Source organism: Streptomyces sp. L2 (genome assembly GCF_004124325.1).
GTDB lineage: Bacteria > Actinomycetota > Actinomycetes > Streptomycetales > Streptomycetaceae > Streptomyces.
In genome coordinates, this window is sequence record NZ_QBDT01000001.1 from 734,797 (window position 1) to 755,758 (window position 20,962).

A 20,962-nucleotide genomic window follows, 5' to 3' on the forward strand; every position below is an offset into this window, starting at 1 on the left:
AACGGACCGGCGTCCGCGGCGGGTTGGCCGACCCGTGGCAGACGTCCGCGCGCCCATGGGCACACAAAGGGGACTGACACGATGAGCGCCACGGTAAGGGACCGGCTCAAGAAGCACTTCGTGAACCACGTCGCTCTCGTCATCGACAAGTCCGGTTCGATGAGGGGGCATTCGGAGCAGCTCATCCGCGTGGTGGACGAGTTCGTGAAGGGCCTGGCGGAGGAGTCCGACCGGCTCGGCCACGAGACCCGGATCAGTCTCTACGCCTTCGACCACCTGGTGGAGAACCTGGTGTGGGACATGGACGTGAAGCACCTGCCGTCCATGCGGGGCCTCTACACCGTCGAGAACGGCGCGACCGCGCTCATCCAGGCATCGGTGAAGGCGCTGGACGACCTCGGCCACATATGGGAGGAGTACGGCGAACACAGCTTCCTCCAGGTCGTGGTCACCGACGGCGAGGAGAACGCCTCGGGCGCGGACCGGACGGGCTCGCGCCACGATCACCTGCCCGACGGCCGCGCCGTCCTCGACGAGTGGCGGGGGCGGATCGCGGACAAGCTGAACAGCCTGCCGGACCACTGGACCTCGGCCATCATGGTGCCCAACTCCCTGGCCAAGCGCACCGCTCAGCAGTACGGCTTTCCCACCGGCAACATCTCGATCTGGGACGCCGACTCGGCGCAGGGCGTCGAAGAGGCGATCGGCGCCGTCAAGTCGGCCGCCACGCGCTTCCTGCGGGACCGGGAGCAGGGTGTGCGCGGAACCAGGAACCTCTTCGCCATGGGCCAGGACCTCAGCACGGCCGACGTGAAGTCCAGTCTGCGGGCCCTCGACCCCGGCAAGTACGTGCTGATCCCGGTGGACCGGCAGACGCCGATCCGCGACTTCGTCACCAGCGCTGGGCACCCGTACAAGACGGGCTGCGCCTACTACGAGCTGTCCAAGCGCGAGAAGATCCAGGCCAACAAGAAGATCGCGGTGGCGGAGAAGGACGCCACCAGCGGCCGGATGACGGGAAAGGTGTTCACCGGCCCCGCGGCCCGCCGGCTTCTGGGCCTGCCGGAGACGGAGGTGACGGTGACGCCCGGCAGCAACGCGGAGTACACCGTGTTCGTCCAGTCGACCTCGGTCAACCGCAAACTCCTCCCGGGCACCAGGCTGCTGGTCCTCCTGTAGGGCGGGTCAGCGGCCTTCCGCGACGGCGACGCGCCCCGACCTCAGGGAGGCCCGCACCCGCGTCTGGCTGCCGATCGAGTGCGCGAGGGCGAGGAGCGTGTCGTCCGAGACCACCCGCAGGCCGTACTCCGCGAGCAGCGCGGCCAGTTGATCCGGCCGCCACAGCGAGCGCCACGGCTCGCCGGAGGTGACGGAACTGCCGAGCACGCGGGCCAGCAGCCGCCCGGTGGCCGCCTTCGCCGACGGCGTCTGGTAGTTGACGACGAGCGCGCTGCCCGGGGCCGTCCGGGCGGCGAGCGCGGCCACCGTGGCCCGCACCTCGTCCCGGGTGAGGTACGGCACGACCCCCTCCCACAGCCATGTCGTGGGCCGGGCCGGATCGTGCCCGGCGGCGTCCAGGGCCGCACCGAGGTCGTCGACGGTGAAGTCCACGGGTGTGAACCGTACGGAGCGGGCCGTGACCGGCGGTCCGGCAGGGCCGGTGTCGTCCGCGTCCATCCCGCGGACCCCGGGTGCGACAGCGGCGAGGCGGGCCCGTTTGTCCTCCTGGGAGGCGGGATGGTCGACCTCCCACACATCGGTGCCCGCCAGTTCGGGCAGCCGCCAGGCGCGGGTGTCCAGGCCGGCGCCGAGGATCACCAACTGGCCGGTCACTCGGGCGCGCAAGGCCTCGTCGATGGCGACCGTCCGCGGCACGACCACCTCGGCGCACGCCCGCACGCTCTCGTACGCGGTGCGCGCCCGCATTCCGTCGGGCGGAGTGCTCGCGCGCACCTGGTCCACGGGCACGCGCTCCGGGGCCCGCAGGAGCCGTCCCGCCACCGGATCGGCGAACCGCCCCGGAACGGCCCTGCCGTCCGCGGCCGCCCGTCCCTGGCAGACCAGCACCGCCGTCCGGCTCGCCGTTCGCCCGCTCTCGTCCATGGGACCGCATTCAACACCAGCCTCCGGGGGCGCCGAACCATTCCGATAGCATGTTCGAGCTTGCGATGATTGGCGTCGTCGCTGCTCGTCCGTCAAACCCGAATCGAATCGGCCAAACGATTGATGTCCAGAGCGTCGCGGGTGATGTCACACATAGGCGGCAGGTCCGCGTCGGCCCTGGGGGGTCCCCGGCGGGCCGTGCTGTGGACCGCGGCGGGGGCGGCGCTTCTCGGGCTCCTCATAGCCATGGAGATCGTCTCGCGCCGCTACGGCGAACCGGGCCCGATGTCCACCCTGGCCCGCGGTCTGTTCCTCGCCCCGAAGCCGGGTCCGCTGTACGGCGGTCTGGCGTTGATGATGGTGGTGCTCACCTGGCGGCAGCGGTTCGTGGCCGCCGGTGCCGCCCTCGGTATCGACCTCGTCTTCGTGCTGGTGCGCTGGGCGGCCGGCGTCAGGCCGAGCGACGGGCACGGCTTCGGCAACGGCGCGCTGTGGGTGATGCTGGGCTGCGGGGTCTTCGCCGTCACGCGCCGCACCGGCGCCGACCGTGTGCTGCTGCTGAAGGGCGTCGGTCTTGGCCTGCTGCTGGCGGCCGGGCGCAAGACCGGCGACACCTGGCTGCTCATCACCTCCAAGGCCCGCCCGGCGGTGCTCGACCAGTACGTGGCGACCGCGGACCACGCGCTGGGCAACCCCTCATGGCGGATGGGCCGGGCCGTCCGGGCCACCGACCCGTTCGGCCCGCACCTCCTGCACCTGGTCTACGCCCAGCTCGCGGTGGCCGCGATCGTCGTCGCGCTGTACCAGCTGCGGAACGTGGCGGCCGAGGGGCGCTTTCCGCGCCACCATCTGGTGCGCACCTTCCTGGTGATAGGTCTCCTCGGCCCGGCCGTCTACATGATCTTCCCGGTGGTTGGGCCGGTCTTCGCCTACGGCCCGGGCGCCTCCGGCACCGGCGGCGTCGAATGGGCGGTGGCGAACCTCTGGCCGCACACGCCGCCGCCGGTCGGCTCCCCGCACCCGGTGCCGTACGACGGGATCACGCCCCGCAACTGCATGCCCAGCCTGCACACGGCGTGGGCCACCGCGATCTTCATCCACACCCGCGCCGCCCCCCGGGCCCTGCGGTACGCGGGCACGTTCTGGCTGGTGGCCACGCTCAGCGCGACCCTGGGGTTCGGCTACCACTACGGCGCGGACCTCATCGCCGGCGTGGTGTTCGCGCTCACCATCGAGACGGCGCTGCGCTCGCTCGACCGCGGCTGGGACCGGGCGGGCGTACGGCTGGTCGTCTACGGTACGGCGGTCTTCGCCGCGCTCCTGGTCTCGTACCGCTGGCTGCCGGAGGAGATGGCCGCCCGGCCGTGGCTGTTCGGGCCCCTTCTGCTGCTGGCGCTGATCTCCGTGGTCTCCGGCTACGTGCGGACCACCAGACAGTGGGAGCGGCCCACCGCACCGGCGCCACGACCGGAGTCGCAGCTCGAACCGGTGTGAGCCGCCTTCCCGCCGTGCCGGGTTCAGCCCCTGACCGTCACCGGTCGCCCGCGAGGTCGAGGTCCGCCGGCCGCTCCTCCGCGGGCGCCTCCACCGGGCGGACGCCGCGCCAGTGGTGGGCGATCGGCTGGGATACGGTCCGCCACCAGGGCTCGCCGGGCACCTTGCCTCCGGGCTCGAAGGGTTCGCCCGGCCGCGGGAGCGCCACCGGCTGTCCGGCCTCGTCGCCCGCGTCCTTCGTCCACTCCCCCGGCTCCGCCCAGGCGTGCGGGGCGAGGTTGAAGGTGCCCCAGTGGATCGGCAGCAGCACCCCGTGCGGGGCGCCGCCCTGGAGGTCGAGGTGGGCGCGCAGGCCCTCCTCGGGGGTCATGTGGATGTCCGGCCAGAACGGGGAGTACGCGCCGATCTGGATCATGGTGGCGTCGAACGGGCCGTGGGCGGCTCCGATGTCCTTGAAGCCCTCGAAGTAGCCGGTGTCCCCGCTGTGGTAGATCCGGTGCTCCTCGCCGGCGACGGCCCAGGAGGCCCAAAGGGTGTGCTGGGTGTTGCGCAGGCCCCGGCCGCAGAAGTGGCGGGCGGGGGTCGCGGTGAGGGTCAGGCCGCCGACCCGGGTCGACTCGTGCCAGTCCAGCTCGCGCAGCCGGTCGGCCGCGACACCCCAGCGTTCGAGGTGGGCGCCGACGCCGAGGGGCACCGCGAACAGGGTGTCCGTGCCGGCCAGCGCCTTGATCGTGGGCATGTCCAGATGGTCGTAGTGGTCGTGGGAGATGACCACGACGTCGACCGGGCCGAGGGCGGCCAGCGGCAGCGGCACCGGGTGCAGCCGCCTGGGCCCGACGAAGGGGAACGGGGAGCAGCGCTCGCCCCAGACCGGGTCGAACAGGGCCCGGTGTCCGTCGATCTCCGCGAGCACGCTGGAGTGGCCCATCCAGGTCAGCCGCAGCCCCGTGGCGGGCGGTCTGGCCAGGTCGGCGTAGGTCGTGGCGTGCACCGGGACGGTGCCGCCCGGCGCGCGCAGCGGGCGCTGCTCCTTGTCGAGGAAGACCTTCGCGAGGTCGCGCCGGGACCCGGAGGGAACCGTACGGACGGTGCCGCCCGGGTTCTGGAAGACGCCGTCCTTGAAATGCGGGGAGCGGCGGATGCGTGCCATGCGCTCACCGCCGGGATCCGCGCCGAAGGCGGCGGGCCGCAGCCCTCGGAGCCCGGGACTCTGGGAACGCGGACCGGTCACGGTACCTCCAGGTGGAGTCGCTGAGGCCTTCCATTATGGTCGGCCCGTCCGACAAGCAGACCGACGGCGCCCCGCCCCCGGTGTCCCCGCCACTGGCCGGACACGTTCGGTGTCGTACTGGTGACGGATTAGGGTGGCCGCGTGGCGAGAGTGCGGTTGAGCGTGGCGGAGCGGCGCGAGGAGCTGCTGCGCGCGGCTGTCGAGCAGATCGAGGTGCGGGGCGTGGCGGCGCTCAGGATCGCCGACGTGGCGTCCGCGCTCGGGGTGAGCAACGCGCTGGTGCTGTACCACTTCTCCACGAAGGAGCAGCTGGTCGCCGCCGCGTTCGCGCACGCGGCGGAGGGCGACCTCGCGCACCTGCGGGGGCTGCTGGGCCGGCGGACGTCGGCGGTGCGCCGGCTGCGGTCGGCCGTCCGCTGGTACGCGCCGTCGGGTGCGGCCAAGGGCTGGCGGCTGTGGATCGAGGGCTGGGCGGTGTCACTGCGCGAGCCGGCTCTGCGCGAGGTCACCCGGGAACTGGACCGGCAGTGGAAGGCGGCGATCGCCGCCGTCATCACAGAGGGCGTCGCCGCGGGCGAGTTCGCGTGCGCCGATCCCGAGGGTACGGCCCTGCGCCTGACGGCCCTCCTGGACGGGCTCGCCGTCCAGCTGACCTCCTATCCGGGCGGCGTGCCCCGCACCCGCGCGCAGGAGTGGGGCGAGGCGGCGCTGGCCCGGGAACTCGGGCTGGAGCAGGAGTCCCTGAGGGGCTGACGTCCCGCGGTGTGCGCGAGGAGGGCCGGCCGATGCCCCGCGGCGCGCCTGGACCTGGGCGCTGCCGGGGGCCGGTCCCGCCGCGTTCAGTCCCGTCCGCGCCCTGTGCCGTCCGCGCCCCGTGTGGTCGTGTCCCGTGACGGCCGCGCCCTGTGCCGTCCGCGCCCCGTGTGGCCGTGTCCCGTGACGGTCGTGTCCCGTGACGGTCGTGTCCCGCGGCGCGCCGGTCGGGCGCCGCGGGGCGCCGGTCGGGCGCCGCGGGGCGCCGGTCGGGCGCCGCGGGGCACGGTGCGTCGGGGTGTCAGGCCACCGACGCGATCCGCGTCTTGATGTCGTCCGGTGACAGCGTGCCCTTCGCCGTGACGTGGTCGCCGGAGGACTCGCCCCGCAGCCGGCGGCCGATCCACGGGACGAGGTACTCGCGGGCCCAGTGCACGTCGTCGCGGCGGACCTCCAGCGTGCCCCGGGGCGGCAGGGGCGGCCAGGGCTGCTCGGGGTCGGCCGGGATCTCCAGGCCGAGGGCCTGACCGGCGCGCAGGGCCACGCGGGTGTGGCCCTCCGCCGACAGGTGGAGCCGGTCGTCGTCCCACGCCCGGCGGTCCTGCACGGACTTCAGGGACCACAGGTCGAGCACCGGGCAGCCGTACCGGTCGGCGATGGCCCGCACGTGCCCGTTGTACGTGGCGATCTTGCCCCGCAGGTGCTTGAGCACCGGGACGCCACGCGTGTCGAAACCGGTCGTCACGAGGACCGTGCCCGCCGCCTCGGCCAGCCGGGACACCGACCGCTCGAAGCGTTCGGCGACCTCGTCCGGGTCGGTGCCGGGGCGGATGATGTCGTTGCCGCCCGCGCAGAAGGAGACCAGGTCCGGGGCGAGTTCGAGCGCCTTGGGGACCTGGTCCGCCACGATCTGGTCGAGCAGCTTCCCGCGCACCGCGAGGTTGCTGTACCGGAAGTCTCCTTCGGGCCGCCGGTCGGCGAGCAGGACCGCGAACCGGTCGGCCCAGCCGACGAACGCCCCGTCGGGCCCCGGATCGCCGACGCCCTCGGTGAAGCTGTCCCCCACCGCCACGTACGACCCGATCGACCCGATCACCGATGTGTTGTCACTCTTCGAATCGTCTGCCACGTCGGACCATGATTCACCTTCGGATGTGACTTACGCGACCGTAGGCGGGGGTTGACGGACGGTGAGAAGTCCCACTGCTTATTCATTTGCCATTCAGGAATACTCCGGGGCAGCCGGGTCGGCCAGGACCACCGGGACCGGCCGGGTCAGCCGACGGTGACTCCGTGCCGGCTGAGGTAGGCGACGGGGTCGATGTCCGAGCCGTAGTCCGGGGTGGTCCGGATCTCGAAGTGCAGGTGCGGTCCGGTCACGTTGCCGGTGGCGCCGGACAGGCCGAGCTGCTGTCCCTCCGTCACGCTCTGCCCGGCGGACACGGAGAGCTGGGAGAGGTGGGCGTACTGGGCGTAGTGGCCGTCGTTCAGCTTGACGACGACCTGGTTGCCGTACGCGCCGCCCCAGCCCGCGGAGACGACCGTGCCGGCGGCGACGGACTTGACGGAGGTGCCGGTCGGGACGACGAAGTCGACGCCGGTGTGGTAACCGCTGGACCACATGCTGCCCGCCACGTGGTAGCCGGTGCCGATGGTGGCGCCGGTCACCGGGAGGGTGAAGCCGGTGGAGGGGGTGGCGGCCGGGGGCGGGGTCTGCGGCTTGGACGGGTGGGTGGACGGGGTCGCGGAGTGCGCGTCGGAGGACGGGTGGTGTGCCGCCGCCGCGCGCTTGCCGAGCGTGAGCTTCAGGCCGGGGTGGATCAGCGACGGGTCGTCGCCGACGGCCTGCCGGTTGTCGTCGTAGAGCCGGTGCCAGCCGCCGCGGACGTCGTGGTCGTCGGCTATCTTCGCCAGGCAGTCGCCGGACTTCACCGTGTAGGTGCGGACGCCCGGAGCGCGGTGCGCGGCCGCCGGCTTCGCGGCGGTCGCCTTCACCGCCGTGCCCTTGGCGGCCGGGAGGGCCTGGGTGACGTGCGCGGAACCGGACTGCGGGGTGGCGGCGTGGGCTCCGGCGGCCCCGACGAGCGGCAGGGCGAGGGCGGCGCCGCCGGTTCCGGCGACGGCGATGGAGCGGGTCAGACGCTGGGTCTTGGGACGACGGTGCTTACCCTTCGCGGGCATGGCGCATTCCTCTCCGGCGCCTGCGAGGTGAGCTGTCGGGTTCGGACTGGAGCTGCCCGGCCGCGCGGTGCGCGGCTTCACCCCGAGCCTGTCGCGGAGACCGGGACAGGCAGTCGTACCTGGTGGGTCCCCCGCTCCTGCCGTACACGGGTCATGTGTGTGGGGACTCCGGACGGCGGCAGGATTCGGCGTTCCGTCCGGAATTGGTGGCGAACGTAAGCGAGCGGGACGCACGGCGACAAGGAGCCGGTTCCCGCCTCCGCCGTTTCGGATGATCGGATACCGGAAAGCGCGGTCACCGTGCGTGCATGTCCGCGCTCTCGCTCGCCTCAATTGCCGCCGGGCGCCCGGACATTACGTGAGCATGACGTGCGACGGTCGGTCACCACTATGACGCTCCTCACGCACGCCATACCCACCTCCCCCTATTTCGTAGCGAGTTGGAGCGAAGCCGCAAAATTCGGGCAGACGACTCAGATGCGACACAGACGGAGAACCGTCGCATCGAGATCGCCGCGCAGCCCGGTCCGCAGACCGTGGTGCCGGAGGACGGCACCTCGGTGCACTTCGCCCGTTTCACGGCATTCGTACGACGCGGCCGGGTCGAGTCCGCGCAGCCGCAGGGCCGGGACCGGTTCGCCGTACCGCTGCGACTGGAGCCAGGCGAGCACCACCGTCTCGTCGCCGAGGACGTACTGGACGGCGCTGAGGCCGCCCGCCGGCGGGCGCAGCCGGTACAGGTCGCCGTGCTGGACGACGGGCCGTATCTCCTTGTAGAGGTCCACCCAGGCGCGGGCCTCGGCGAGGTCCTCCTCGCTCCACTCGGTGAGGTCGCCTCCGACGCCGAGGACTCCCGCCATGGCGCTGACGAAGCGGTAACGCAGGCTGCTCAACCGGCCGTTGAGCTGGCTGTTCGGGCTGTCGGTGACCCAGGCGGCCATGACCCGGGCGGGGTGGACCTGGCTGAACCCGTGCTGGATGGCGAGCCGGTCCAGCGGGTCGGTGTTGTCGGAGGTCCACACCTGGTCGGTGCGGCTCAGCACCCCCAGGTCGATCCGGCCGCCGCCGCCCGAGCAGGACTCGAAGGCGACCTCGGGGTGCGCGGCGCGCAGCCGGTCCAGCAGGGCGTACAGGGCGTGGGTGTGGTCGGTCCACAGGCGTTGCGGGTACGGCTCCCCCGGCCAGCCGGCGTCGGTGAAGCAGCGGTTGAAGTCCCACTTCACATAGTCGACGGGCGCACTGGAGAGCAGGGTGTGCAGCTGCTCCCACAGGTACTCCTGGACGTCCTCGCGGGCCAGGTTCAGGACGAGCTGATTGCGGAATTCCGTCCGCTTTCGCCCCGGTTGATACTGCACCCAGTCAGGGTGCGCGCGGTAGAGATCGCTGTCGGGGTTGACCATCTCGGGTTCGACCCAGATGCCGAACCGCATGCCGAGGCCGTGCACCTGGTCGGCGAGGGGCTTCAGGCCGTGCGGGAAGCGGTCGGGGTTGGGCGTCCAGTCGCCGAGTCCGGCCCGGTCGCTGGTGCGGGCGCCGAACCAGCCGTCGTCCACGACGAACAGCTCGACGCCGATGGCGGCGGCCCGCCGGGCGAGCGCGGTCTGCTGCTCCTCGGAGATGTCGAAGAAGGTGGCTTCCCAGGAGTTGAACAGCACCGGCCGGTCCCGGTCCGCGTCCGGGATCACGTGCGCGCGCTGGTAGGCGTGCCAGGTGCGGCTGGCCCCGCCGAAGCCGCCGTCGCTCCACAGGCCGGCGAAGACCGGGGTGGTGTAGGAGCGGCCCGGCTCCAGGAGGAGCAGACCGGAGTCGTCGTGGCCGGCGCCGCCGGTGATCTGCACGCGCGCGTCCGGGAGCTGGGCGACCGCGATCCGCCAGGAGCCGGACCAGCCGAGGGCGCAGCCGTAGACCTCGCCGCGCTCCTCGGTGGCGTCGGTGTCGAGGGCGACCCAGGGCAGGTGCTGGTGTCCGGTGTGGCCGCGGCGGCTGCCGATGACCTTCTCGCCGTAGGTGAGGGGCGCGCTGGTGAGCAGGGACTCGGCGGCCCAGCGGCCGTGCAGCTGGGAGAGCCGCCAGCCGTCGCGGTCGGGCAGGGTCCAGGTGGCGGCGTCGGCGCGCAGCAGTTCCACGGGCGCGGGGCCGCCGTTGTGCAGGGTGACCCAGCGCTCGACGACGTCGCCGCGCATCCGGTAGTGCAGGGTGATCGCGAGCCCGTCGTCGTCGAAGCGCAGTCGCAGCGCGTCGTCGTCCGTCTCGTACGACACGAAGCACCACTCGGTGCCGCGCCGCTCACCGGTGCGGACGGACAGGGCGGGGCGGGTGAAGCGGGGGCCACCCTCGACGGGGTACTCCTCGCGGCCGTCCAGCGGGGACTCGAAGGGGCGGTACGCGGGCAGCGGGTCCGCCGCCAGGGCCTCGGCGTCGGCGAGGGCGATGCGCGGGCCCCAGTGCAGGTGGACCAGCTCGTCCGCCTCCGCGAGGTGGAGGGCATAGCTGCTGCCGGGGCCGGACAGGAGCCAGGTACGGCCGTTCTCGGCGATCTCCGCCATCTCCGCCATCTCCGCCATCAAGACCTCACAGGTGTCAACAGAGCCGATCAATCCCGAACATCATCGGGTGTGAGGTACGCCCTGACAATGCCTGTGGACAACTCATTGCCCGAGGAAATCGATGTCGTATCGTCGACGGGTGCCCGTCGGCGAGCCGCGCCGGCGGCGCCGACCGGGAGGAGCCCCCGTGACGCAGCAGGTCCCGTCGACCGAGCCCGAGCTGGCCGGAGTCCGCAACTTCCGCGACGTCGGCGGACTGCCGGCGCGGGACGGACGGCGGGTGCGCCACGGCGTGCTGTTCCGCAGCGGGCACCTCGCCCACGCGACCTCCGAGGACGCCGCGTTCCTCGCCTCGCTGGGCCTGCACACGGTCTTCGACTTCCGCAACGCCGCCGACCAGAAGCTGGAGGGGCCGGACGTCGCGCTCCCCGGGGTGCGCAATGTGAACCTTCCGCTGAGCGACCCGGCGGACGGCGCGGAGTTCTGGAAGATGGTCCGCGACGGCGACCTCGACCAGCTGCGCGGGATCCTCGCCGACGGCAAGGCGGCCGGCCGGATGATCGCCTCCTACCGGCAGATCGTCAGGGACCGCACCGCCGAGCACTCCCGGGTGCTGCACGCGCTCGCCGAGGACAGCGTGCCCGCGCTGATGCACTGCGCGGCCGGCAAGGACCGCGCGGGCATCTCGATAGCCGTGACGCTGCTCGCCGTGGGCGTGGAGCGGGACGCGATCGTCGCGGACTACCTGGAGTCCAACGCCAGGCACCGCCGCTACAAGGTCCACCGCAGCGGCAGCGCGGAGACCGCGTACACCCCCGAGGTGATGGAGCTGCTCAGCCCGTTGTTCGAGGCGCGCGCCGAGTACCTGGCGGCGGCCTTCGACAGCATCGAGCAGCGGTGGGGCGGGACCGAGACCTATCTGGAGCAGGGCCTCGGGCTCACCGCGCCCACCAGGGAGCGGCTGCGCGAGCGCCTGCTGGACTGAGCACCCGCCGACCGGCTCAGCTCTTGGCGCCCACCGCGAACAGCAGATACAGGAACGCGGCCAGGAGATGGCCCACGGCGATGTAGATGATCAGCCGGATCCACAGGGATCGGGGGAACTTCTCCTCGAAGTCGCTCATGGCAGCTCTCCGGTCAGCGGGCCCAGGCACAGCGTTGCCGTGGGGCTTTGAAGCAGGGTGTGGACGAACAGCAGCTCGACGCCGTCGTGGTCCTCGGCGGCGAGGCGGTGCGGGGTGAGTGAGTCGAAGTGCGCGCTGTCGCCGGGTGCGAGCAGGTGCGCGCTGTCACCGAGGCGCAGCCGCAGCCGGCCCTTGAGGACGTACAGCCACTCCTCGCCCGGGTGGACGCGCACGACGTCCCCCTGGGCGCCGTAGGGGACCTGGACGCGCAGCGCCTGCATGCCGCGCCCGGGGGCCCCGGCCTGGAGATAGGTCCAGCCGCCTGCCCGGATCGGCTCCATGTCGGCGGCGCGCAGGACGGCGTCCCGGTCGGCGGGCACCTCACCGAGCAGTTCGGCGACCGTCGTACCGTAGATACGGGCGAGCCCGAGCAGCATCGGCAGCGAGGGCTGCCGCCGGCCGGTCTCCAGCCGCGACAGATGCGCGGGCGAGAGCCCGGCGGCCTGCGCCGCGGCCTCCAGCGTGAGGCCGGCGCGCCGCCGCAGGGCACGCAACTGCGGGGCTACGGCGGACAGCTCGCCGCCTGGCTGTTCCGGCCGGCCCGCGTCTGAGGCGTTCATGCCTCCATTCAGCCCGAGCCTTGTCCGATCGGCAAATCTCTTGCCTGTGAGGCAAATCCGCCCGTCCGGTCCCGTCCTGCGAAGCGCCTGCTAAGCTCCGCCCCAGATTTTGAACACGTTCAAAAGGGGGAGTTCATGGCAGGAAGCACCACACCGGGCGGAGTCGAGTCGCCTGCCGCCCTGTTCGGCCCCACCTCGCTCGGACTGGGCCTCGCGGCCGCGGCGGGCCTGTGTCCCTGGCTCTTCTTCGGGCTGTTCCCCGTGATGCTCATCTGCGGGGCGCTCGCCTTCGCCTTCGGCCTCTCGGGCGTCTACTCCGCACAGCGTGGCGTCGGCCGGATGTGGATGGCCACCGCCGGGACCGTCCTGGGTGTGGTCGGCTTCGCCTGGCCCGTCGTCCTGCTCGCCGGGTCCGGGTACTACTGACCGGTGTCCCGGAACACCCGCGCCCCGCGCCCCACGGGGTCGGTACGGGGCGCGGGCCCACGGCCACGTGGATCAGCGGTTGGCGACCGCCTGTTTGATGAGGGTCTTGCCGAAGTCCCACATCAGGGTGCCGCCGTTGTGGGCGTCGTCCATGACGGCGGTGAAGGCGGTCACGAACCGGTCGACGTCGGCCTCGTCGATGATCAGCGGCGGGATGAGCTTGATCACCTCCAGGTGGTCGCCGGAGACCTGGGTGAGGATCCGGTGCCGTTGCAGCAGGGGGACGACGACCATCTGGGCGAAGAGGCCCTTGCGGGCGGCCTGGAGCATGGTCCAGCGGCTGCGCAGTCTCAGTGAGCTGGGCCGCCCGAACTCGATGCCGATCATGAGGCCCCGGCCGCGGACGTCGGCGAGCAGTTCGTAGGTGTCGATCAGCGCGGTGAGGCGGGACTTGAGCAGCTCGCCGGTCCTGCGCACACCCGCGACGATCTGCTCGTTCTCCATCACCGACAGCACGGCGAGCCCGCACGCCATAGCCTGGGCGTTGGAGCCGAAGCTCGCCGAGTGGACGAGCACGCGGTCCATGGACGAGTAGACCTTCTTGAAGATCTCATCCGTGCCCAGGGTGGCGCCGACCGGGACATAGCCGCCGGAGAGCGCCTTGGCGACGCACACCAGGTCCGGTTCGACGCCGTCCTCGTGCTGGTAGGCGTAGAAGTCGCCGGTGCGTCCGAGCCCGGTCTGCACCTCGTCGGCGATGAGCAGCGCCTTGTGCCGGCGCAGCAGCTCCTGCGCGGCGCGCAGATAGCCGGGCGGGGCCTCGTGGACGCCCTTGCCCTGGATCGGCTCGACGATGAGGGCCGCCACGTCGCCCTTCCCCAGCTCGCGGGCGAGCGCGTCGAGGTCGCCGAGGGGGACGGCGGTGTCGGGCAGCAGCGGGGCGAAGCCGTCCCGGAAGCCGTCCTCGCCGTTGACGGACAGCGAGCCGGTGGTCAGGCCGTGGAAGGCGTGCTCGCAGTACAGGACCCGGGGCTTCCCGGTGGCGTACCGGGCGAACTTCAGGGCGGTCTCGACGGCCTCGGTGCCGCTGTTGCCGAAGAACACCCGGTCCAGGTGCGGGCTGTGCGCGAGCAGCCGCTCGGCGAGCAGGCCGGGCAGCGGCTGGCAGTCGAACCGGGTCAGGTCGGCGAGGCCGAGGTCGAGGACGTCGTGCAGCGCCTTGCGGACGACCGGGTGGTGACGGCCGAGCCCCATCACGCCGAACCCGGCGAGCATGTCGAGGTGGTCGTTGCCGTCCGCGTCGAAGAAGTGGGCGCCCTCGGCCCGCTCGTAGACCTTGTCGAAGCCGATGGTGTGCAGCATGCGCGGGAGCTGCGGATTCAGGTGCCGCGCGTGCAGGTCGTAGCGTTCGGCTCCGCGCTCGGCGAGGAGTGCGCCGAGGTCGAACTCGGTGGTCATCGACTGTTCTCCAGGTTCTCGAGTCTCGGCTCGCCCGCCCGGCCGGCGTCCATGACGGCGAGGCTCGCGCTGATCCGGCCGGCCACCTCGACCGGGGTGAGCCCGATGTCGGCCAGCACCTCGGCGCGCTTGGCGTGGGCGAGGAACTGGTCCGGGATGCCGAAGCGCCGTACCGGCACGTCCACGTCGGCGTCGCCGAGGGCGAGTGCCACGGCCGAGCCGACCCCGGCGGCACGGCTGTTGTCCTCGACGACCGCCACCAGCCGGTGTTCCGCGGCCAGGCCCGGCAGCGCGGGGTCGACCGGCTTGACCCAGCGCGGGTCGACGACGGTGCAGCCGATGCCGCGCGCCGCCAGCAGGTCGGCGGCCTGAAGGCAGACCGGCGCCATCACGCCGACGGCCACCAGCAGCACCTCGGGATCCTCGGCGCGGTGCAGGACGTCCATGCCGCCGACGTGGTCCACGGCCGGGATGTCCGGGCCGACCGACTCCTTGGGGAAGCGGACCAGGGTGGGCGCGTCGTCGACGGCGACGGCCTCGCGCAGCTGGGCGCGCAGCTGGGTGGCGTCGCGCGGGGCGGCGATGCGCAGGCCCGGCACGACCTGGAGGACGGACATGTCCCACATGCCGTTGTGGGAGGCCCCGTCGACGCCGGTGACCCCGGCCCGGTCCAGGACGAAGGTGACGCCGCAGCGGTGCAGCGCGACGTCCATGAGCAGCTGGTCGAAGGCGCGGTTGAGGAAGGTGGCGTAGACGGCGACGACGGGGTGCAGTCCCCCGGTGGCGAGGCCGGCCGCGGAGACCGCCGCGTGCTGCTCGGCGATGCCGACGTCCCACACCCGGCCCGGGAACCGCTCGGCGAACCGGCCGAGGCCCACCGGGTGGAGCATGGCCGCAGTGATCGCCACGACGTCGTCGCGTTCCTCGCCGATCCTGACGATCTCGTCGCCGAACACCGACGTCCAGGACGGTCCCTTGGCGGGCGCGAGCGGCGCGCAGGTGAGCGGGTCCATCACGCCGACGGTGTGGAAGTGGTCCTCCTCGTCGGCGAGGGCGGGCTCGTAGCCGCGGCCCTTCTGCGTGAGGCAGTGCACCAGGACGGGCCCGTGGAAGCGTTTGGCGCGGCGCAGCGCGGACTCGACGGCGAGGATGTCGTGGCCGTCGATCGGGCCGACGTACTTCAGGCCGAGGTCCTCGAACATGCCCTGCGGGGCGAACGCGTCCTTGAAGCCCTTCTTCGCGCCGTGCAGGGACTCGTAGACGGTGGTGCCGACGACCGGGGTCCGCAGGAGCACGCCCTTGCCCCAGGCGAGGACCTTCTCGTAGCCGTCGGTGGTGCGCAGGGTGGCCAGGTGGTTGGCGAGTCCGCCGATGGTGGGGGCGTACGACCGCTCGTTGTCGTTCACCACGATGATCAGCGGGCGGTCCTTGGCGGCCGCGATGTTGTTCAGCGCCTCCCAGGCCATGCCGCCGGTCAGCGCGCCGTCGCCGATGACCGCGACGACGTGGCCGCGCTCCCCCCGCACCTGGTTGGCCTTGGCGAGTCCGTCGGCCCAGCCGAGCGCGGTGGAGGCGTGGCTGTTCTCGATGACGTCGTGCTCGGACTCCTCGCGGGAGGGGTAGCCGGACAGGCCGCCCTTGCCGCGCAGCTTGGAGAAGTCCTGGCGCCCCGTCAGCAGTTTGTGCACATAGCTCTGGTGGCCGGTGTCCCACAGGATCCGGTCGACCGGCGACTCGAAGACCCGGTGGAGCGCGATGGAGAGTTCCACCACCCCCAGGTTGGGCCCCAGGTGACCGCCGGTCCGCGACACCGCCTGCACCAGGAACTCACGTATGTCGTCCGACAGTTCACCGAGTTCCGCCTCGGACAGCGCCTTCAGGTCGCGTGGTCCCCGGATGCTCTCCAGAATGCTCACGCTCGGGCCCCCTCTCGGTCCGTGCTGATAGTGGACTCAACTCGTCCTCAACTCGTCTGCTCGGCGAGCTTCATGGCCTCTTCGATGAGGGTTTCCACGATCTTGGACTCGGGGACGGTCTTGATGACCTCGCCCTTGACGAAGATCTGGCCCTTGCCGTTGCCGGAGGCGACGCCCAGGTCGGCCTCGCGGGCCTCACCGGGGCCGTTGACGACACAGCCCATCACCGCGACGCGCAGGGGGACGTCCATGCCGGTAAGGCCCGCGGTGACCTCCTCGGCGAGCTTGTAGACGTCGACCTGGGCGCGGCCGCAGGAGGGGCAGGAGACGATCTCCAGACCTCGCTGCCGCAGATTCAGCGACTCCAGGATCTGGATGCCGACCTTGACCTCTTCGACGGGCGGGGCGGAGAGGGAGACGCGGATGGTGTCGCCGATGCCCTGGGAGAGCAGCGCGCCGAAGGCCACCGCGGACTTGATCGTGCCCTGGAAGGCGGGGCCGGCCTCGGTGACGCCGAGGTGGAGGGGGTAGTCGCACTGCTCGGCGAGCTGGCGGTACGCCTCGATCATCACGACCGGGTCGTTGTGCTTCACGGAGATCTTGATGTCCCGGAAGTCGTGCTCCTCGAAGAGGGACGCCTCCCACAGCGCCGACTCCACCAGCGCCTCCGGCGTCGCCTTGCCGTACTTCTCCAGCAGACGGCGGTCCAGGGAACCCGCGTTCACGCCGATGCGGATCGGGGTGCCGTGGTCCTTCGCGGCCCGCGCGATCTCCTTGACCTTGTCGTCGAACTGCTTGATGTTGCCCGGGTTCACACGGACCGCGGCGCAGTCGGCCTCGATCGCCGCGAACACGTACTTCGGCTGGAAATGGATGTCCGCGATCACCGGGATCTGCGACTTGCGGGCGATCGTCGCCAGCGCGTCCGCGTCGTCCTGCGTCGGACACGCCACGCGCACGATCTGGCAGCCCGACGCCGTCAGCTCCGCAATCTGCTGCAACGTCGCACCCACGTCCGACGTCCGCGTCGTCGTCATCGACTGCACCGACACCGGCGCGTCCCCGCCGACCGCCACGGACCCGACCTGGATCCGCCGGGACGGGCGGCGGTGCGCGACGGGCCGGGCCGGCACCTCGGGCAGGCCCAGCGGCACGGCCGTCACGGCGTCACTCCCGGTTCCCGGAGACGGTCTCGCGCATGGCCCGCAGCGACTCCTTCAGGGAGCCCATGGTGGCGAGGACGGCGGTCGGCTCGTAGCCGCAGTGCGCCATGCAGTTGGCGCAGCGCGGGTCCTTGCCACGCCCGTACTTGTCCCAGTCGGTCTCCTCGATGAGTTCGCGGTACGTCGGCACGTAGCCGTCGCTCATCAGGTAGCAGGGGCGCTGCCAGCCGAAGAGGGAGTAGTTGGGGATCGCCCACGCGGTGCACGGGAAGTCGACCTTGCCCTCCAGGAAGTCCAGGAACAGCGGGGAGTGGTTGAGCCGCCACTTGCGCCGGTTGCCGCCCGCGAAGGCCTTCTTGAACAGCTCGCGGGTCTGCGTCACGCCGAGGAAGTGCTCCTGGTCGGGGGCCTTCTCGTAGGCGTAGGCGGGCGAGATCATCATCTCGTCGACCTTCAGGTCGTCGTTGAGGAAGTTGAGGACCTCGACGACGGTCTGCGGGGTATCGGTGTTGAAGAAGGTGGAGTTGGTGGTCACCCGGAAGCCGCGCCGCTTGGCCTCCTTGATGGCCTCCACCGCCTCGTCGAACACCCCTTCCTTCGCCACGGACTCGTCGTGCCGCTCACGCAGCCCGTCGATGTGCACCGCGAACGCGAAGTAGGGCGACGGTGTGAAGTTGTCCATCTTCTTGCGCAGCAGCATGGCGTTGGTGCACAGGAAGACGTACTTCTTCTTGGCCACCAACTGCCGCACGATCTCGTCGATCTGCGGGTGCATCAACGGTTCGCCACCGGCGATGGACACCATCGGCGCACCGGACTCCAGCACCGCGCCCACGGCCTGGGCAACCGGCATGCGCTGCTTGAGCACCCCGGCCGGGTGCTGGATCTTGCCACAGCCCTCGCATTTGAGGTTGCAGGCGAACAGCGGTTCCAGCTCGACGATGAGCGGGAACTTGTCGCGCCTGCGCAGCTTCTGTTCGGCCAGGTATGTAGCGACCTTGATGGACTGACGCAACGGCATGGCCATCTGGCTCACCTCCGAGGGAGCAACAAAGAACGGTGCCATTCGAAAAAAGCGGGAAGGACCGAGCGAAGAACGCGGAAAGCCGATATTCCACCGCGCACCGTGCCGATCCGGACGAGTTCGTGTTCTGGAGCGTCCACGACCACCCGGACGGCCGCAACCGGGCGCTCGCCCGCCCGGACGGCGCCCAGCAGCGTGGCCGCCGACTCCATGTCGACGGCGATCGCGCCGGTTCCGAGCAGGTCGGCGCGCTCGTGGCCGCGGACGACGTGGTCGGAGCCGGTGACCGGGCCGGTGTGGACGGTGCGGCCGGGCAGGGTACGGACGAGTTCCTTGACCAGCAGGTCGGTGCCCACGCAGGGGACGCTGCCGCGCGGGTCGCGGGTCTCCTCGGCGACGACCAGGTCGCCGGGGTGCATGCCGGGGGCGAGCCCGGCACAGAACCCGGTGGCCAGCACGGCCGCGTCGGCCAGGGCCGGCTCGGCGAGCAGCCGGGTGACGGACCGTTCCGCCGCCCGGGGGCCCATCCCGGTCCGCACGAAGGTCACCGGCCCGGACGCGCCCTGGGTGCCCGGTTCGCCGCCGGGGCGCGTACGGCCGGTGGCCCTGCGCCGGGCGCCGCGGTCGCCGGTGCGCAGCGCGAGGTGCTCGATGCCGAGCGCGCAGGCGATCAGCAGCGGGACCGGGGCGGGCTGGGCACTCATGTCAGGTCCCCTTGACCTCGGCGCCGGCCCGGAGGGATTCGCCGCCCTCGGTGAGCGGGGTGGCCTGGGTGAGCGGGGTGGCCTCGGTGAGCGGACCGGCCGCGGTGCGCGGGCCCGCCTCGGTGGGCTGTTTCGGCGTCTCCCGGCGCGGCTTCCTGGCCTGGGCGAGCGGCGGTCGCTCGAAGGGATCGCCGTGCAGGTACCGGCCGAGGGCGGTGAGCGGGAAGACCTGGCGGTAGAGGTGGTAGTTGATGGAGAAGTCCCAGGGGAAGCCGGTCCCGGTGAAGTACGGCTCGTCCCAGGAGCCGTCCTCGCGCTGGGTGCCGGCGAGCCACGCGATGCCGCGCTCGACGGCCCCGGACTCCCGCTCCCCCGCCGCGAGCAGCGCCATCAGCGCCCAGGCGGTCTGCGAGGCGGTGGAGGCGCCGCGGCCGCTCCACTCCTTGACGTACTTGTAGGAGCGCAGGTCCTCGCCCCAGCCGCCGTCCTCGTTCTGGACCTTCTCCAGCCAGGCGACCGCCCGGCGGATCGCGGGGTGCGAGCCCGGCAGGCCCGCCGCGGTCAGCGCGGGGACGACGGAGCCGGTGCCGTAGACGTAGTTGACGCCCCAGCGGCCGAACCAGGAGCCGTCCTGCTCCTGTTCGGCGAGCAGCCACCCGATGCCGCGCCGGGTGCGCGGGTCGTGGGCGAGGCCCTCGGCGGCGAGCATCTCCACGACGTGCGCGGTGACGTCGGCGGACGGCGGGTCGATGACCTCGCCGAAGTCGCAGAACGGCAGCCGGTTCGGGAACGGGCTGGTGTTGTCGACGTCGAAGGCGCCCCACGCGCCGTTCTTCGACTGCATCCCGAGGTTCCAGCGCACCGCGCGCCCGATGGCGTGGTCCATCCGCTCCGGGTCGTGGTGGCGGACCCGGCGCAGGGCGAGGGCGACCTCGGCGGTGTCGTCGATGTCCGGGTAGTTGTCGTTGTGGAACTCGAACGCCCAGCCGCCCGGCGGGAGTTGGGGCCGCTTCACGGCCCAGTCGCCGGGCCGGACGATCTCCTCGCCGAGCATCCAGTCGGCGGCCTTGACCAGTTGCGGGTGGTCGGCGGGCAGGCCCGCGTCGGCCAGGGCGATGGTGGCGAGGCAGGTGTCCCACACCGGCGACTGGCACGCCTCGATCATCCGGGCGCCGTCCTCGCGCCAGACCGCGAACCGGTCCAGCGAGGCGAGGCCCTCGCGCATCACCGGGTGCTGGAGGTCGTAGCCCATCAGGTGCAGGGCGATGACCGAGTACACGGCCGGCGGCTGGATGCCGCCCCAGCAGCCGTCGTTCTCCTGCCGCTCGATGATCCAGCGGGCGGCGGTGTTCATCGCGGCCCGGCGCAGCCGGCGCGGGGCGACCTTGCGGAGCCGGTGCAGCGCCTTGTCCAGCCGCTGGAACGCGCCGTCCCAGCTCGCCACGGGCGCCAGCGGGCGGACCGGGTTGGGCCGGGCCGGGTCGGTGTGCAGCTCGTCCAGCGCGAACGGGGCGGGGCGGACCGGGCGCTTGGCCGAGACGATCGTGAGCGGCACGATGGTCTGCCGCGCCCAGCACCCGAAGTCGTAGATGTTGAGCGGCATCCAGCTCGGGAACCAGATCAGTTCCGGCGGGAGTTCGGGCAGGTCCTCCCACTTCCACCAGCCGAACAGGGCCAGCCAGATCCGGGTGAAGACGCGGGCGGAGGCGATGCCGCCGCGCTCGCGGACCCAGGCGGAGGCGCGGGCCATGTGCGGCGTGTCGGGCGCGTCGCCGGCCAGCCGCAGGGCGACGTAGGCCTCGATGGTGGCGGACAGTTCGCCGGGGCCGCCGTAGAAGGTCGCCCAGGTGCCGTCCTCGCGCTGCTCGCCCCGGATGAACAGGGCGGCGGCACGGGTCGTCGCCTCGTCGCGGATGCCGAGGAACTGGCGGAGCAGCAGGTCCTCGGCATCCATGGTGACGTTCGTCTCCAGGTCGCCCTTCCACCAGCCCTGGGCGTCCTGCCGGGAGAGCAGGAAGTCGGTGGCCCGGCGGGCGGCGAGTTCGGCGGCTTGGTGTACCCCGGCCGCCGCGGGGGTGGTGAGGTCGGTGTCGCTGGCCGCGGCAGCGCGGGGCGGCAACGTCGCCCCGGTGCTTCCGTCGGTCGTCGCTGTCATGGCTTCCCCTTCGTGCAGTCGTGCGAGTCGTGCTGCTGTGGGTCCGCCGTCGGCCGGTGCGCTG

18 protein-coding genes and 1 riboswitch are annotated in these 20,962 nt (G+C 72.0%); of the genes, 5 read left to right on the forward strand and 13 right to left on the reverse strand.

The features are described 5' to 3' along the window. Positions 1-81: 81 nt before the first annotated feature. On the forward strand, positions 82-1,179 hold the full coding sequence (locus tag DBP14_RS03305; protein WP_129305544.1) for a vWA domain-containing protein: 1,098 nt from the start codon (positions 82-84) through the stop codon (positions 1,177-1,179). 6 nt (positions 1,180-1,185) lie between these two features. Here DBP14_RS03305 and DBP14_RS03310 read toward each other — a convergent pair whose 3' ends face one another. Continuing rightward, positions 1,186-2,103: a class I SAM-dependent methyltransferase gene (locus DBP14_RS03310; protein WP_129305545.1), complete on the reverse strand. Its 918-nt coding sequence runs from the start codon at positions 2,101-2,103 to the stop codon at positions 1,186-1,188. Between the two features lie 144 nt (positions 2,104-2,247). Between DBP14_RS03310 and DBP14_RS03315 the strand changes: the two genes are divergently transcribed. Next, positions 2,248-3,597 carry a phosphatase PAP2 family protein gene (locus tag DBP14_RS03315; protein WP_129305546.1) on the forward strand — a complete coding sequence of 450 codons (1,350 nt, stop codon included), beginning with the start codon at positions 2,248-2,250 and terminating at the stop codon, positions 3,595-3,597. 37 nt (positions 3,598-3,634) lie between these two features. Here the strand turns inward: DBP14_RS03315 and DBP14_RS03320 are convergent, their stop codons facing one another. Beyond that, entirely contained in the window at positions 3,635-4,828 is a 1,194-nt protein-coding gene (locus tag DBP14_RS03320) for an MBL fold metallo-hydrolase (protein WP_129305547.1), read from the reverse strand. A 141-nt stretch (positions 4,829-4,969) separates the two neighbouring features. On the opposite strand from DBP14_RS03320, the gene DBP14_RS03325 reads away from it, so the two are divergent. Continuing rightward, positions 4,970-5,581 (forward strand): TetR/AcrR family transcriptional regulator, encoded by a 612-nt coding sequence (locus tag DBP14_RS03325; RefSeq protein ID WP_129305548.1) that lies wholly within the window; start codon positions 4,970-4,972, stop codon positions 5,579-5,581. A 301-nt stretch (positions 5,582-5,882) separates the two neighbouring features. Here DBP14_RS03325 and DBP14_RS03330 read toward each other — a convergent pair whose 3' ends face one another. From DBP14_RS03330 to DBP14_RS03340, 3 genes are all read right to left on the reverse strand, one after another. Continuing rightward, positions 5,883-6,710 carry an SGNH/GDSL hydrolase family protein gene (locus DBP14_RS03330; RefSeq protein WP_241740787.1) on the reverse strand — a complete coding sequence of 276 codons (828 nt, stop codon included), beginning with the start codon at positions 6,708-6,710 and terminating at the stop codon, positions 5,883-5,885. Positions 6,711-6,856: 146 nt separating this feature from the next. Next, positions 6,857-7,762: a LysM peptidoglycan-binding domain-containing M23 family metallopeptidase gene (locus DBP14_RS03335; protein ID WP_129305549.1), complete on the reverse strand. Its 906-nt coding sequence runs from the start codon at positions 7,760-7,762 to the stop codon at positions 6,857-6,859. A 4-nt stretch (positions 7,763-7,766) separates the two neighbouring features. Next, a riboswitch (cyclic di-AMP (ydaO/yuaA leader) is annotated at positions 7,767-7,963 on the reverse strand. A 272-nt stretch (positions 7,964-8,235) separates the two neighbouring features. After that, complete coding sequence (locus tag DBP14_RS03340) at positions 8,236-10,308, reverse strand: alpha-galactosidase (RefSeq protein ID WP_129311651.1); 2,073 nt, start codon at positions 10,306-10,308, stop codon at positions 8,236-8,238. Positions 10,309-10,495: 187 nt separating this feature from the next. Between DBP14_RS03340 and DBP14_RS03345 the strand changes: the two genes are divergently transcribed. Further along, positions 10,496-11,293: a tyrosine-protein phosphatase gene (locus DBP14_RS03345; RefSeq protein WP_164992245.1), complete on the forward strand. Its 798-nt coding sequence runs from the start codon at positions 10,496-10,498 to the stop codon at positions 11,291-11,293. A gap of 16 nt (positions 11,294-11,309) precedes the next feature. Here DBP14_RS03345 and DBP14_RS03350 read toward each other — a convergent pair whose 3' ends face one another. After that, a complete protein-coding gene (locus DBP14_RS03350; RefSeq protein ID WP_129305551.1) occupies positions 11,310-11,432 on the reverse strand; it encodes a DUF6126 family protein in 123 nt (40 codons plus the stop codon). After that, positions 11,429-12,052 (reverse strand): XRE family transcriptional regulator, encoded by a 624-nt coding sequence (locus DBP14_RS03355; protein WP_129305552.1) that lies wholly within the window; start codon positions 12,050-12,052, stop codon positions 11,429-11,431. Before DBP14_RS03355 ends, DBP14_RS03350 begins: the two co-directional genes overlap by 4 nt. Before the next feature lie 135 nt (positions 12,053-12,187). Here DBP14_RS03355 and DBP14_RS03360 point away from each other — a divergent pair, with 135 nt between their 5' ends. After that, positions 12,188-12,478, forward strand: a complete 291-nt coding sequence (locus DBP14_RS03360) for a hypothetical protein (RefSeq protein ID WP_129305553.1) — start codon at positions 12,188-12,190, stop codon at positions 12,476-12,478. A 72-nt stretch (positions 12,479-12,550) separates the two neighbouring features. Here DBP14_RS03360 and DBP14_RS03365 read toward each other — a convergent pair whose 3' ends face one another. The 6 genes from DBP14_RS03365 to shc are packed head-to-tail and all read right to left on the reverse strand — an operon-like array spanning position 12,551 to position 20,898. Further along, positions 12,551-13,936: an aspartate aminotransferase family protein gene (locus tag DBP14_RS03365; RefSeq protein ID WP_129305554.1), complete on the reverse strand. Its 1,386-nt coding sequence runs from the start codon at positions 13,934-13,936 to the stop codon at positions 12,551-12,553. Beyond that, positions 13,933-15,852, reverse strand: coding sequence for a 1-deoxy-D-xylulose-5-phosphate synthase (gene dxs, locus DBP14_RS03370; protein ID WP_129305555.1), 1,920 nt, complete (start codon positions 15,850-15,852; stop codon positions 13,933-13,935). Before dxs ends, DBP14_RS03365 begins: the two co-directional genes overlap by 4 nt. A 47-nt stretch (positions 15,853-15,899) precedes the next feature. Beyond that, entirely contained in the window at positions 15,900-17,015 is a 1,116-nt protein-coding gene (gene ispG, locus DBP14_RS03375; RefSeq protein WP_129305556.1) for a flavodoxin-dependent (E)-4-hydroxy-3-methylbut-2-enyl-diphosphate synthase, read from the reverse strand. A 4-nt stretch (positions 17,016-17,019) separates the two neighbouring features. Continuing rightward, positions 17,020-18,042, reverse strand: coding sequence for an adenosyl-hopene transferase HpnH (hpnH, locus tag DBP14_RS03380; RefSeq protein ID WP_129305557.1), 1,023 nt, complete (start codon positions 18,040-18,042; stop codon positions 17,020-17,022). A gap of 5 nt (positions 18,043-18,047) precedes the next feature. Next, a complete protein-coding gene (locus tag DBP14_RS03385) occupies positions 18,048-18,743 on the reverse strand; it encodes a 1-hydroxy-2-methyl-2-butenyl 4-diphosphate reductase (RefSeq protein ID WP_129305558.1) in 696 nt (231 codons plus the stop codon). A 1-nt stretch (position 18,744) separates the two neighbouring features. After that, positions 18,745-20,898, reverse strand: coding sequence for a squalene--hopene cyclase (gene shc, locus DBP14_RS03390; RefSeq protein WP_241740788.1), 2,154 nt, complete (start codon positions 20,896-20,898; stop codon positions 18,745-18,747). Positions 20,899-20,962: the final 64 nt, after the last annotated feature.